We start from the raw sequence: 12,559 nt of genomic DNA on the forward strand, positions 1-12,559 counted from the left end.
GGACGTTTCTCGAAACTGCTTTGAACAAGAGGATTTGCCTATGCCTTCGCTGCGCCTGCTTGCTCCCGCATTGTTTGCGCTCGCCATGCTCGGCGCAGCCGTGCCCGCCTCGGCCGACGGTTTCTCCGACAGCCAGCGCACCGACATCGAGGCGATCATCAAGAGCTATCTCGTCAGCCATCCCGAGGTGCTCGAGGAGGCCATGGCCGAGCTCAGCAAGCGCCAGGCCGCGGCCGAAACGCAGAAGCACGAGGCCAGCATCGCGCAGAATGCCGACGCGATCTTCAACTCGCCGCGCCAGGTCGTGCTCGGCAACAAGGACGGCGACGTCACCTTCGTCGAGTTCTTCGACTACAATTGCGGCTACTGCAAACGCGCCATGGGTGACATGCTCGACCTCATGAAGAGCGATCCGAAGCTGAAGGTGGTGCTGAAGGAGTTTCCGGTGCTGAGCCAGGGTTCGGTCGAAGCGGCTCAGGTCGCGGTCGCCGTGCGCATGCAGGACCCCTCCGGCAAGAAATATCTCGACTTCCACCAGAAGCTGCTCGGCGGCCGCGGCGCCGCCGACAAGGCCCGCGCCATGCAGGCGGCGAAGGAGGCCGGCCTCGACACCGCGAGAATCGAGAAGGACATCGCCAGCCCCGAAGTGCGCGCCACCATCGAGGAGAACTTCAAGCTTGCCGAAGCGATGGGCATGAATGGCACGCCGAGCTACGTGATCGGCAAGCAGATCGTCGTCGGTGCCATCGGCGTGGAAGGCCTCAGGGAAAAGATCGGCGTTGCCCGCTGCGGCAAAGCGACTTGCTGAGCGACGCGACATTGCGTTGAAGGAGGCCGGCTCACAGCCGGCTTCTTTTTTGCGCGGTTCGGACCGTCGCAGTTTGTCGCGGTCGGGCGGGACCGTTCATCCGGTGTTCAGCAAACAAAGCTCGCCGGAACCTCCTGGATTTCGGAACGACCGCGCTCTCCTTTCGTTGTCGGCGCGGGCAATGACGCAAAGAAATCACGTGAGGAGAGGTTCAAATGACTAATCGCTTTTTGGTCTCGGTTGCAGCTTTGGCGCTGATCGCCGGCACCGGTTTCGCCAATGCGCAAGGAACCGGCACCAAGGACCACGGGAGTGGCCAGCAGACCCAGCACAGCACGCAGCCTTCTGGCGAGCGCAGCGACTCCATGAACAAGCAAGAGTCCATGGACAAGCAAGACAAGCATGAAAAGGGAACGGTCGGCCAGGCCGGCAGCATGAAGGATCAGCCGAGCGCTCATGACAAATCGACTCAGTCCGACAAGATGAACAAGGACCAGCCGGGTGCGATGCGTGAGAAGTCGACGCAGTCGGAGAAGTCGTCGACGGTCGGCCAGAGCCCGCGGAGCGACGAGAAGTCCAAGGGCAGCATGAGCAGGGAAACCGAGACCAAGGGCAGCAAGGACATGAAGGCCCAAGGTCAGGAAGACCGCAGCGGCATGAATGCGCCTGGTCACCAGGGTTCCCAGACTCAGACCCAGACCCAGACCGGGACCGAGCGGTCGCAGACGACCGGCCAGGCCGGCGCCGCTGCCAAGCTTTCGACCGAGCAGCGGACCCAGATCACGTCCGTGATCCGCGAGGAGCACGTCGCCCCGGTGACGAACGTAAACTTCTCGATCTCGGTCGGCACTCGCATCCCGCGTGAGGGCATTACCCTTCACGCCCTGCCGTCGAAGGTCGTGACGATCTATCCGGAGTGGCGGACCTACAAGTACGTCCTGATCCGCGATGAGATCGTGATCGTCAATCCGGACACCTACGAGATCGTGGCTGTCCTGAACGCCTAAGGCCGGACACCGGCAATCTCGGGGCGGGCAGCGATGCCCGCCCCTTTGCGTTCGGCCGGCAGCCATGCTTCGGACTGGTTAACAAGCAATTTCCGTAGTTTCCGCACAGGTATTTGCGCACTGGATGAGGTGCTTGAACCCGCCCCTGAGGCCCTTCAAGGCTTCCCCTCACGCGCTTTGTTACCTATAACCCGCCACGCCGAAGCACCTCTTCCGGGATTGGAATGGCCGAACCTGCAACCGACACGATCCTCGTCCTGAACGGGCCGAACCTCAACATGCTGGGGACGCGCGAGCCGGAAAAGTATGGCCACGCCACGCTGGCTGACGTCGAGGCGCTATGCCGCGACACGGCCGCGACCTTTGGTCTCAAGGCTGACTGCCGGCAGTCCAACCGCGAAGGCGAACTGATCGACTTCATCCACGAAGCGCACCGGCGCAAGATGAAGGGCATCATCATCAATGCCGGCGGCTATTCCCACACCTCCATCGCGCTGCACGACGCGCTGCTCGCGGTGCAGATTCCGACGGTCGAGGTGCATGTGACCAACATCCACGCCCGCGAAAGTTTTCGTCACCATTCCTACACCGCACGCGCGGCGTTCGCCTCGCTCTGCGGTTTCGGCATCGAGGGCTATCGCCTCGCCATCCAGGGCCTTGCCGCCAAGCTCGGCATCAAGCCCAACGCCTGACGCTCCCTTCCAACAGAACATTCGGATCAAACAACATGGCGCGCCAGCCAGACGACAAAGCAGCCGCAAAGTTTTCCAGCGAGGATTCCGCGCTCGTTCGCGAGCTTGCCTTGCTGCTCGATGAGACCAGCCTCACCGAGATCGAGATCGAACGGGCCGGCCTGCGCCTGCGCGTCGCCCGCAACATCAGCGTTGCCGCGACCATGCCGATGCCGGTCGCAGCCGCTTCCGCCGCCGTGCCGGTGGCAGCGAGCGCCGCTGCGCCCGCCCCTGCCGCGGCCGATCTGTCGAAGCATCCCGGCGCCGTGACCTCGCCGATGGTCGGCACCGCCTATTGGGCGCCGGAGCCTGGCGCAAAGCCGTTCATCGACGTCGGCACCAAGGTCTCGGTCGGCCAGACGCTGCTGATCATCGAGGCCATGAAGACGATGAACCAGATCCCCTCGCCGCGCGCCGGCACGGTGACGCAGATCCTGGTCGAGGACGGCCAGCCGGTCGAGTACGGCGAGCCGCTGGTCATCATTGAGTGAGGGAGTGGCGAATGGCGAGTAGCGAATAGCTACTCTGCCCTGTTCGCCATTCGCTATTCCCCATTCGCCCCCTGAGGCACCATGTTCGACAAGATCCTCATAGCCAATCGCGGCGAGATCGCCCTTCGCATCCTCAGGGCCTGCAAGGAGCTCGGGATCGCGACCGTCGCCGTGCACTCCACTGCCGACGCCGACGCCATGCATGTGCGGCTGTCGGACGAGAGCGTCTGCATCGGGCCGCCGGCGTCCAAGGACAGCTATCTCAACGTGCCCGCGCTGCTCGCGGCCTGCGAGATCACCGGCGCTGATGCCGTGCATCCCGGCTACGGCTTCCTCTCCGAAAACGCGCGCTTTGCGGAAATCCTCGCCGAGCACAATCTGCATTTCATCGGCCCGAAGGCCGAGCACATCCGCCTGATGGGCGACAAGATCGAGGCCAAGAAAACCGCCAAGCGGCTCGGCATCCCCGTGGTGCCCGGCTCCGACGGTGCGGTTGGTCCCGATGACGACGCGATGGCGATCGCCAAGAAGATCGGCTTTCCGGTGCTGGTGAAGGCGGCGGCAGGCGGCGGCGGCCGCGGCATGAAGGTCGCGCACAGCGAGGCCGACCTCCAGCTGGCGCTTTCGACGGCGGCCAACGAGGCCAAATCCGCCTTTGGCGACGCCTCCGTCTATCTGGAAAAGTACCTCCAGAAGCCGCGCCATATCGAGATCCAGATCCTCGGCGACGGCCGTGGCGGCGCCATCCATCTCGGCGAACGCGACTGCTCGCTGCAACGCCGCCACCAGAAGGTCTGGGAGGAAGGCCCCTCGCCGGTCCTCGCCGCCGCCGCGCGGGCCAAGATCGGCGAGACCTGCGCGAAAGCGATGCGCGAGATGAAGTATCTCGGCGTCGGCACCATCGAATTCCTGTACGAGGACGGTGAATTCTATTTCATCGAGATGAACACCCGCATCCAGGTGGAGCATCCGGTCACCGAGAGCATCACCGACATCGACCTTGTGCTGGAGCAGATCCGCATCGCCGCCGGCGGCGATCTGCCGGCCAAGCAGGACGAAGTCCAGGTCATCGGCCACGCCATCGAGTGCCGCATCAACGCCGAGAATCCGCAGACCTTCCGCCCCTCGCCCGGCCGGATCCTGCAATATCATCCGCCCGGCGGCCTCGGCGTCCGGATCGATTCCGCCGTCTACCAGGGGTACACGATCCCGCCCTATTACGATTCCCTCGTCGGCAAGCTGATCGTGCACGGCAAGACCCGGGCCGAATGCCTGATGCGGCTGCGCCGGGCACTGGACGAGATGGTGGTCGAAGGCATCGAGACCACGCTGCCGCTCTTCCGTGCGCTGGTGCGCGAAGACGACATCATCGACGGCGACTACCACATCCACTGGCTGGAACAATATCTCGCCGGCAAGACGAAGCCAGCCTGAGATAATCCTGCTCCTTTTGGAACCCTTTGGCCCTGATCGCGTTCTCGGCGGGGACAGTTCCAAGGGGGCGTTTTGAACTCCACCGAACGTCGACAGGTCGATCGCCGTGAGGGCTGAAGCCCACCGACGGCGCACATTTTGGCAGATCCTGCTGCTTTCGGCGGGCCTTTTGGTGCTGACCGTTATCAGCGCCGGCTCCGTCTACCTCGTCAACAAGGCCCGGGAAGACAGTAAATGGGTGGTTCACACCATCGAGGTGGAGAGCCAGATCAACGCCCTGCTGCTCGAGGTCCGGCGTGCCGAGAGCAGCGCTCGCGGCTTTCTCCTGACGCAGGGGCCGGACTTCCTGTCAGATCATGAGAAGGCCGTCGCGGCGATCGTTCCGGCGCTCGACAAGCTCACGCGTCAGATCAGCAACGATCCGGCGCAACGCGAGAACATTGAAAAGCTGAGAGCAGCCATCGAGATCCGGCTCGACCAGTTCTCGCGCGAGATGACCTTCGTGAAGCAGGGTCAGCCCGACAGGGCCACGGCGCTGATCCGCGAGGCCGCCGCCGGCAACACCACGACCACGATCAGCAACATGGCCAACGCCATGATCCGCGAGGAGGAGCGGTTGTTCCGGCTCCGAACGGCAAATTCCGACCGCAGCCAGACCCTCTCCGCGTCGATGACCGGGATCGGCTCCGGCCTCGTCGTGCTGCTGGCGATGATCTCGATCTGGCTGGTGCGGCGCTCGGCGCGCGTGCGCGACGAGGCCGAAGCCCGCCTGCGCGACGCCAACGTCAACCTGGAAGCCGTCGTCGACGAGCGCACCGCGGACCTGCGCGAAGCCAACGACGAGATTCAGCGCTTTGCCTATATCGTCAGCCACGATCTGCGCTCGCCGCTCGTCAACATCATGGGCTTCACCAGCGAGCTCGAGGAGCTCGGCGGCGACATCTTCCGCCGGATCGGCGATCTCACCCACGTCTCCGCCGATGGGTCGTCGCTGGCTCCCGGCGCTCCCGGCGAGATCGTGCTCGAAGGCGCCGACAAGCAGCTCTCGGAGGATTTCTCCGAAGCGCTCGGCTTCATCAAGACGTCGATCGCCAAGATGGACCGGCTGATCTCGGCCATCCTCAACCTCACGCGCGAGGGCCGGCGCGAATTTCAGCCGGCGAAGATCGACACGCGGGAGCTGATCGAGGCCATCGTCTCGACGCTGGCGCACCAGGCGGCCGAGGCGCAAGCCGAGATCCACCTCGAGCCGCTGCCGAACCTCGTGAGCGACCGTCTTGCCCTCGAGCAGATCTTTTCCAACCTGATCGACAACGCGATCAAATATCTCAAGCCCGGCCTGCCCGGTGAGATCAGAATCCGCGGTCGGACCAAGCTCGGTTACGCTATCTTCGAGATCAGCGACAACGGCCGCGGGATCGATCCGAAGGATCATCAGCGCATATTCGACCTGTTCCGCCGCGCGGGAACCCAGGACAAGCCCGGCCAGGGCATCGGTCTTGCGCATGTACGTGCTCTTGTGCGTCGCCTCGGCGGTACCATGTCCGTATCCTCGGAACTGAACGCGGGCAGCACCTTCACGATCACGCTGCCGATCGCCTGGAACGTGAGCAACCGGAACTGAGATCGATGACCCAGCCTGTCACCATCATCATGATCGAGGACGACGAGGGCCACGCACGCCTGATCGAGCGCAACATCCGAAGGTCCGGCGTCAACAACGAGATCGTCGCGTTCGCCACCGGCAGCGACGCCATGCGGCACCTGTTCGGCGCCGACGGCAGCGGGCTCGTGCAGAAGGGCAATGCGCTCTTGATCCTGCTCGACCTCAACCTGCCCGACATGATCGGGATCGACATCCTGAAGCAGATCAAGGAAAACAAATATTTGAAGGCCTCGCCCGTGGTGGTGCTCACCACCACCGACGATTCCCAGGAAATCAAGCGCTGCTACGAGCTCGGCTGCAACGTCTACATCACCAAGCCCGTCAACTACGAGAATTTCGCCAATGCCATCCGGCAGCTCGGGCTGTTCTTCTCGGTCATCCAGGTCCCGCCCGCCGCCACATGAACCAGAGAATGCCGACACTGCTCTACATCGACGATGACGACGCGCTGGCGCGCCTGGTCGACCGTGGCCTGACGCGGCGCGGCTACAAGGTCGTCCATGCCGCGAGCGGCGAGGAAGGTCTCGAGCGCATCCGCCGCGCCAGCGCCGAAGGCGGCATCGATGTCGTGGCACTCGATCAGTACATGCCGGGCCTCGACGGGCTGGAGACCCTCGAGCAGATCATGGCGATCCCGAACGCACCGCCGGTGGTGTTCGTCACCGCATCGCAGGATTCCAGCATCGCGGTGACCGCGCTCAAGGCGGGGGCGGCCGACTATCTGGTGAAGGACGTCAGGGGCGACTTCATCCCGCTGCTCCACGTCGCCGCCGAAGGCGCGCTGCGCCAGGCCGAGTTGCAGCGGGCACGCGATGAAGCCGAGGCCGAGATCCACGCCTCGCGCGACCGCTACGCGGCGCTCGCCGCCGAACGCGAGCTCTTGTTGCGCGAGGTCAACCATCGTGTCGGCAACTCCCTCCAGATCATTGCCTCGCTGCTGCACCTTCAGGCAAGCTCCGCCGCGCAGGAGGAGGTCAAGGCGGCGCTGACCAATGCGATGGGCCGCGTCGCCGCGGTCGCGCAGGTGCACCGACGCCTCTACACCTCGCAGGACCTGAAGAGCGTGGTCCTCAATCAGTATCTGGACTCGCTGCTCGAGGATCTCCGCCGCTCGGCCGAAGGCGACCGGATGTCGCGTCTGACCCTGAAGGCCGAGCCGATCGAGATCGATCCCGACCGTGCGGTCGCCGTCGGCATCATCGTCAACGAGCTGGTGATGAACGCGGTGAAATACGCCTATCCCGATGGCGCCGGCCCGATTCATGTCGAGCTGATCTCGCAAGGAGACGATCTCCTGCTCTCGATCGCCGACAATGGCGTCGGCGACAACGTCAAGGCCGATCCGCGCTCCACCGGCATGGGCCAGCGCATCGTCGCGGCCATGGCCTCAAAGCTCGACGCCTCGGTCGAACGCGACCCCGCGCATCCCGGAACCCGGATCGTGCTGAAGTTCGGCCGCATGCCCGCAGCCCCCGGCAAGACCAGCACCGCCGCCGCGAGCTGACCTCGCGACCGGCCGGCACCCGTCGCAACCGCAATGCGATCCTGCTAAGATGGCAAGCCATGACTTCGCGCGACTCCGCCCCGTCTGAAATCACCCCGGCCGTGCTGCTGCGCGCTTATGCCTGCGGCATCTTTCCGATGGCGGAAAGCGCTGACGATCCGACCCTGTTCTGGGTCGAGCCGGAGTTGCGCGGCGTCATCCCGCTCGACGGCTTCCGCGTCGCCTCACGGCTCGCGCGCACCGTGCGGTCGGATACGTTCCGCGTCACCGTCAACACCGCGTTCAAGGCAACCATCGCCGGCTGCGCGGCGCCGCAAGTAGGACGTGAGGATACCTGGATCAACAAGCGCATCCGCGACCTCTATGGTGGCCTCTTCGAGCTTGGCCATTGCCATAGCGTCGAAGCCTGGCAGGGTGACGACCTCGTCGGCGGGCTGTACGGCGTGAGCCTCGGACGAGCCTTCTTCGGCGAGAGCATGTTCCACACCGCGCGCGATGCCTCGAAGGTCGCGCTGGTGCATCTGGTCGCGCGGCTCATCCATGGCGGCTTCGAGCTGCTCGACACGCAATATGTCACCGAGCACCTGAAGAGCTTCGGCGCGGTCGAGATTTCGCGGCGACGCTATACGGCGCTGCTCGACAAGGCGCTGGCGGGCGAACCCGGCGATTTCCTGAGGCTCTCCGCCGGCGAAGCCATCCCTGGCGCGCGCGCGCTCGAGATCATCGCCTCGCGGCAATAATCGATAGCGAGGCTCTAGCGGCCAAACCCGGGGATGCCGAACAGGCCCGGCCGCTGCTCCGGCGGCGGAGGGGGCGGCGGTGCCGGTTGCTGCTGCTGGATCGGTGGCAGCGGCTGCGGCGGCCGCTGCTGCACCTGCTTGGGCGCGGCCTTCTTCTGCGCCGGCGGAGGTGGCGGCGGCTTTGCCGCGGCCGGATCCGGTGCCGCGGTCGCGATGGTCTGCTGCGGCTCTTTGCAGTCGGTCAGCCAGATGTCGTAGATCGGATGCTCGACGCCGTGCAGGCCCGGGCTTGCCGCGTACATCCAGCCCGAGAAGATGCGCTTCACCTCGCCCTGCAAGGTGATCTCGTCGACCTCGACGAAGGCGTCGGTGTTGGCAGCCTCCGTCGCGGGCCGCGTGTAGCAGGCGTCGGTCTTGACCCTGAGCGCGCCGAACTGGACGGTCTCGCCGATCTCCTCGTCGAAATTGATGATGCGTCCGGTGATCTTGTCGAGACCGGAGAAGGTCGCCTTCTTGTTCACGATCTTCTGCGCCGGCGGCTCGGTCACGACCTCGTCACCCGGCTGCAGGCTCGCCGGCGTCTGCGGGACCGCGCCACCCGGCCCGCCCTTCTGCTGGGGCTGGCGCTGACCGGGCGCACCCGGAGCGCCTTGCGGACTGGGCGGAGCGATCGCGGCGGAGGGCGGCTGGTTCGGTGGCGCGAGGGTCGACCCCGGCGGCGGCGCCAGGGGCTGGGTCTCGACCGGCCCAGGCATGATATTGCCCTGCCGCCCCGGAGGCGGCGGCATCGGGCGCGACGGCAGCACGCGGCCCTGCGGCGGCAGCTCGGGCACTTCTTCGTCGTCCTCGGGGATCGGCTGCGGCTGGGGCTGGCCACGCGGAATATTGCCGGGTGGCCGCAGCGGCGGCGGATCGGAGAAGATCGTGCCGATCTGCGCCTGAGCCGGCGTCGCAGCCGTCAGCGCGGTGGCGGCCAAAAGCGCCGCAAGACCGGTCAGGGAAAAGGTTTTGAACATCTCGCGCGGCTTCAACAGCGAATCGGGCTTGTTGGAACATTCTACAGGGGATACCGCCGCTCGCAGGCCCTCCGGTTAACACGCCGAATACGGCGGGGAAAGGGCGACATCCAGCCCTTCCCGACGCGGTCTGGCCAGGCCCGCCCCGGATGGGATAGTTGGAGGCCCATTCCGGGGGCCTGCCGGCCATCGCCAACACCCTGCTGAATAACTGAGATGCCCGACCGCCTCCGAACTCTCCTTGCCCTTCCCCTGTGCGGGCTGACATGGCTCGGCGGCCAGGGCACCCGCGCGGTGGCGGCCATCGCCTTCATCGCAGTCGCGGTGCCGCCGCTCGGTACGCTGCTGCGTCCCTACGTCACCGAGGCGATCTTTCTTCTGCTCTGCATCTCCTTCATGCGCGTCGATCTCGTGGCGCTGTACGGACATCTGCGCCGGCCGGCGCTGGTCGGGGCCGCCACGGCCTGGACCACGATCGGCGTGCCGCTGATCGTCGCCCTCGCGGCCTACGCGACCGGGCTCACCACGAGTTCCCCGGGCCTTGCTCTCGCGCTGATGCTCCAGGGCATGGCCTCGCCGATGATGGCCGCGCCGGCCCTTGCCGCGCTGATGGGCCTCGATGCCACGCTGGTGCTCGTGACGCTGGTGACCTCGACCGCACTCGTGCCCTTCACCGCTTCGCTGTTCGCGGGCCTCTTCCTCGGCGGCATGCTCAGCATCTCGCCGGCCACACTCGGCCTCAAGCTGCTCGGCATCCTCGCCGCGTCGCTGCTCGTTGCGACGGTTATCCGCCGGGTCTTCGGCACGGATGCGATCCAGCGCCACAAGCAGCCGATCGACGGCCTCAACATCATCATCCTCTTGGTATTCGCCTCCGCGGTGATGGGCGATGTCGCCAGCGATCTCGTCGCCGACCCGCTGTTCACGATCGCCGTCGCGCTGCTCGCCTTTGCTGTCTATTTTGCCCTGCTCGCCGCGACGACGCTGATCTTCCGCCGCGTCGGAACCGAGCGCGCCTTCGCCATCGGCCTGATGGTGTCACAGCGCAATCTCGGGCTGATGCTGGCTGCCACCGCTGGCGCGCTGCCGGCGACGACCTGGCTCTATTTCGCGCTGACGCAGTTTCCGATTCATCTTGCGCCCTATCTACTGACGCCGATCGCACGGCGATTGACGGCGCGCGTAAGCGACACCGCGGTGGCTCCAGGCAGCGTTATATGAGTCCCTGCATCGTCGCCCTGCTGGAAGCCTCCACAGACCCGTAAGCCTCACGGATTGCGCGGTCTCTTCTTCTTGCATTCCGCCAATATCCAGTCGCGGAACGCTGTCATCGCATGCGAAAGCCTTTTGGATTTCAGGGACGTGAGCCAGTAAGATCCCAGAAACACTTCGTGGTCATAGGGACAAACCAGCCGCTTGCGCGACAGATCGTCCGCAAACAAGACGACCGGCAATAGTGCGACTCCCGCGCCTTGAGCTGCCGCATGCGCCAGGGAGACCGACGAGTCGAAGGTCGGGCCAGTCATCCGCGGTTGCCTGCATTTTGCCACCTCGAACCAGTGCGCCCACTCGCCCGGGCGATACGAGCGCAACAGCACCTCCTTGTGGAGATCGACTGGATCTTTAAGGCGCTTGGCGACAACAGGCGCGCACATCGGCGTGAAATGCGCCTCGACCAGGCGCTCGGCGTTCGTTCCGTGCCACGCGCCATCGCCAAATCGAATGGCGTAGTCCAGTCCTTCGCCGCCGAGGTCCACGCGGTTGTTGTTCGCAAAGATCCTGACGTCGATATGCGGATGGCTCGAGGTGAATCTCCCCATGCGCGGAAGCAGCCAACCGGAAGCGAACGTGCCGACCACACCGATCGCCAGACTTTCGCGCATCCGACCGTTCTCGAAGCGATCCAGGACCTGGTTGATCTGGCCGAAGGCGCTGGAGATGACAGGCTGAAGCGCCTCGCCTTCTTCCGTGAGAGCAAGGCCGCGGGTCAGCCGCTTGAAAAGCTTGACGCCCAGACTCTCTTCCAAAGTCCGCACCTGCTGGCTCACGGCAGCCTGCGACACCCGCAGTTCGAGACCGGCCTTGGTGAAGCTGAGATGACGCGCGGCCGCTTCGAAGGAGCGGAGCGCGTTCAGGGGCAGATTGGAAATTTTGGCAGGGCGGCGGGCCACGTTTGATCCAAGTTTTACTTATGGATGGCCTCACGAAGCATCGTTTGTCAATTTCTGAAGCCAGACGCAAAAACTCCTCGCAATCTACGGGAGGTCTCGATGCTCACACGACGTCAATTCGGCTCATCAGCGCTTGCGGTTGCGGGAAGTCTCTTCCTGCCAAATGTCTCGGGCGCTGCGTCAGGCGAAACTGCGGCGCTCATTGAAGCCATCAAACAATTGGAACTGAAGAGCGGCGGCCGGCTCGGCGTCTCCGTGCTCGACACGGCGACGGGCGTTCCCATCCATTACAGGGGGGACGAACGCTTTCCCATGTGCAGCACATTCAAGGTTCTTGCGGCGGCAGCAATACTCAAAGACGCCGGCAGCAGGCCGGAACGTCTCGAACGGCGCGTTCGGATCGAGCAGGCCGACATCGTCGAGAACTCGCCCATCACGCGCGAGCACGTGGGCGGAGAAGGAATGACGCTCCGTGAACTCTGCGATGCCGCCATAACCAGGAGCGACAACACGGCCGGAAATGCGCTTTTGAAAAACATCGGTGGCCCCGCCGGGTTGACCAGCTTTGCGCGGAGCCTTGGCGACATCCTGACAAGATTGGATCGCACAGAAACCGAACTGAACGAAGCCGCGCCCGGCGATCCCCGCGACACCACAACGCCGAATGCGATGGCCGCAAATTTCAGGCGCTTGCTGCTTGGTGACGTCCTCCTCCCGGAGGGGCGCGATCAACTCGGCAAATGGCTCATCGCCAACAAGACCGGGGATACTCGTTTACGCGCGGGCCTGCCGCAAAGCTGGCGCGTTGGCGACAAGACGGGAGCCGGTGAACACGGCACCACCAATGATGTCGCCATCGTGTGGCCGCCCGAGCATTCGCCTCTCATCATTGCGGTCTATCTCACCGGCGCATCGCTCGATTCCGGTGGACGAAACGATGTGATCGCATCTGTCGGCCGGGCAGTCGCCAAGGGTTTTAGCTGACAATCGT

The 12,559-nt window shown here is 64.7% G+C and carries 13 protein-coding genes; 11 read left to right on the forward strand and 2 right to left on the reverse strand.

The window, feature by feature from the left end; translation table 11 throughout:
- The first annotated feature begins 40 nt into the window (after positions 1 to 40).
- From BRAD3257_RS21280 to aat, 9 genes are all read left to right on the forward strand, one after another.
- Positions 41 to 808, forward strand: coding sequence for a DsbA family protein (locus BRAD3257_RS21280; RefSeq protein WP_122403436.1), 768 nt, complete (start codon positions 41 to 43; stop codon positions 806 to 808).
- 215 nt (positions 809 to 1,023) lie between these two features.
- The gene (locus BRAD3257_RS21285; protein WP_122403437.1) at positions 1,024 to 1,815 is read left to right on the forward strand and encodes a DUF1236 domain-containing protein; all 792 of its coding nucleotides are present in this window, start codon (positions 1,024 to 1,026) and stop codon (positions 1,813 to 1,815) included.
- Positions 1,816 to 2,039: 224 nt separating this feature from the next.
- Positions 2,040 to 2,507, forward strand: a complete 468-nt coding sequence (gene aroQ, locus BRAD3257_RS21290; RefSeq protein WP_122403438.1) for a type II 3-dehydroquinate dehydratase — start codon at positions 2,040 to 2,042, stop codon at positions 2,505 to 2,507.
- Positions 2,508 to 2,542: 35 nt separating this feature from the next.
- The gene (gene accB / locus BRAD3257_RS21295) at positions 2,543 to 3,037 is read left to right on the forward strand and encodes an acetyl-CoA carboxylase biotin carboxyl carrier protein (protein WP_122403439.1); all 495 of its coding nucleotides are present in this window, start codon (positions 2,543 to 2,545) and stop codon (positions 3,035 to 3,037) included.
- A gap of 81 nt (positions 3,038 to 3,118) precedes the next feature.
- A complete protein-coding gene (gene accC / locus BRAD3257_RS21300) occupies positions 3,119 to 4,471 on the forward strand; it encodes an acetyl-CoA carboxylase biotin carboxylase subunit (protein ID WP_122403440.1) in 1,353 nt (450 codons plus the stop codon).
- Between the two features lie 106 nt (positions 4,472 to 4,577).
- On the forward strand, positions 4,578 to 6,095 hold the full coding sequence (locus tag BRAD3257_RS21305) for a sensor histidine kinase (RefSeq protein WP_122403441.1): 1,518 nt from the start codon (positions 4,578 to 4,580) through the stop codon (positions 6,093 to 6,095).
- Between the two features lie 5 nt (positions 6,096 to 6,100).
- Entirely contained in the window at positions 6,101 to 6,541 is a 441-nt protein-coding gene (locus BRAD3257_RS21310) for a response regulator (RefSeq protein ID WP_122403442.1), read from the forward strand.
- Positions 6,538 to 7,641, forward strand: a complete 1,104-nt coding sequence (locus tag BRAD3257_RS21315) for a sensor histidine kinase (protein ID WP_122403443.1) — start codon at positions 6,538 to 6,540, stop codon at positions 7,639 to 7,641. Before BRAD3257_RS21310 ends, BRAD3257_RS21315 begins: the two co-directional genes overlap by 4 nt.
- Positions 7,642 to 7,700: 59 nt before the next feature.
- Positions 7,701 to 8,381 (forward strand): leucyl/phenylalanyl-tRNA--protein transferase, encoded by a 681-nt coding sequence (gene aat, locus BRAD3257_RS21320; protein WP_122403444.1) that lies wholly within the window; start codon positions 7,701 to 7,703, stop codon positions 8,379 to 8,381.
- A gap of 14 nt (positions 8,382 to 8,395) precedes the next feature.
- On the opposite strand, the gene BRAD3257_RS21325 is transcribed toward aat, so the two are convergent.
- Complete coding sequence (locus BRAD3257_RS21325) at positions 8,396 to 9,397, reverse strand: DUF2155 domain-containing protein (protein WP_122406691.1); 1,002 nt, start codon at positions 9,395 to 9,397, stop codon at positions 8,396 to 8,398.
- A gap of 216 nt (positions 9,398 to 9,613) precedes the next feature.
- On the opposite strand from BRAD3257_RS21325, the gene BRAD3257_RS21330 reads away from it, so the two are divergent.
- Entirely contained in the window at positions 9,614 to 10,618 is a 1,005-nt protein-coding gene (locus BRAD3257_RS21330; RefSeq protein ID WP_122403445.1) for a Na+-dependent transporter, read from the forward strand.
- A 47-nt stretch (positions 10,619 to 10,665) separates the two neighbouring features.
- Here the strand turns inward: BRAD3257_RS21330 and BRAD3257_RS21335 are convergent, their stop codons facing one another.
- A complete protein-coding gene (locus tag BRAD3257_RS21335; RefSeq protein ID WP_407192357.1) occupies positions 10,666 to 11,568 on the reverse strand; it encodes a LysR family transcriptional regulator in 903 nt (300 codons plus the stop codon).
- Positions 11,569 to 11,667: 99 nt separating this feature from the next.
- Here BRAD3257_RS21335 and bla point away from each other — a divergent pair, with 99 nt between their 5' ends.
- Positions 11,668 to 12,552: a class A beta-lactamase gene (gene bla / locus BRAD3257_RS21340; protein WP_122403446.1), complete on the forward strand. Its 885-nt coding sequence runs from the start codon at positions 11,668 to 11,670 to the stop codon at positions 12,550 to 12,552.
- The last annotated feature ends 7 nt before the right edge of the window (positions 12,553 to 12,559 follow it).

The organism is Bradyrhizobium vignae, from assembly GCF_900324035.1.
Classification (GTDB): domain Bacteria; phylum Pseudomonadota; class Alphaproteobacteria; order Rhizobiales; family Xanthobacteraceae; genus Bradyrhizobium; species Bradyrhizobium vignae.

Coding starts and splice junctions, on each gene's coding strand:
- accB (WP_122403439.1), top strand. CDS start 2,543: ATGGCGCGCCAGCCAGACGACAAAGCAGCCGCAAAGTTTTCCAGCGAG.
- aat (WP_122403444.1), top strand. CDS start 7,701: ATGACTTCGCGCGACTCCGCCCCGTCTGAAATCACCCCGGCCGTGCTG.
- BRAD3257_RS21285 (WP_122403437.1), top strand. CDS start 1,024: ATGACTAATCGCTTTTTGGTCTCGGTTGCAGCTTTGGCGCTGATCGCC.
- aroQ (WP_122403438.1), top strand. CDS start 2,040: ATGGCCGAACCTGCAACCGACACGATCCTCGTCCTGAACGGGCCGAAC.
- BRAD3257_RS21325 (WP_122406691.1), bottom strand. CDS start 9,397: ATGTTCAAAACCTTTTCCCTGACCGGTCTTGCGGCGCTTTTGGCCGCC.
- bla (WP_122403446.1), top strand. CDS start 11,668: ATGCTCACACGACGTCAATTCGGCTCATCAGCGCTTGCGGTTGCGGGA.
- BRAD3257_RS21330 (WP_122403445.1), top strand. CDS start 9,614: ATGCCCGACCGCCTCCGAACTCTCCTTGCCCTTCCCCTGTGCGGGCTG.
- BRAD3257_RS21280 (WP_122403436.1), top strand. CDS start 41: ATGCCTTCGCTGCGCCTGCTTGCTCCCGCATTGTTTGCGCTCGCCATG.
- accC (WP_122403440.1), top strand. CDS start 3,119: ATGTTCGACAAGATCCTCATAGCCAATCGCGGCGAGATCGCCCTTCGC.
- BRAD3257_RS21315 (WP_122403443.1), top strand. CDS start 6,538: ATGAACCAGAGAATGCCGACACTGCTCTACATCGACGATGACGACGCG.
- BRAD3257_RS21310 (WP_122403442.1), top strand. CDS start 6,101: ATGACCCAGCCTGTCACCATCATCATGATCGAGGACGACGAGGGCCAC.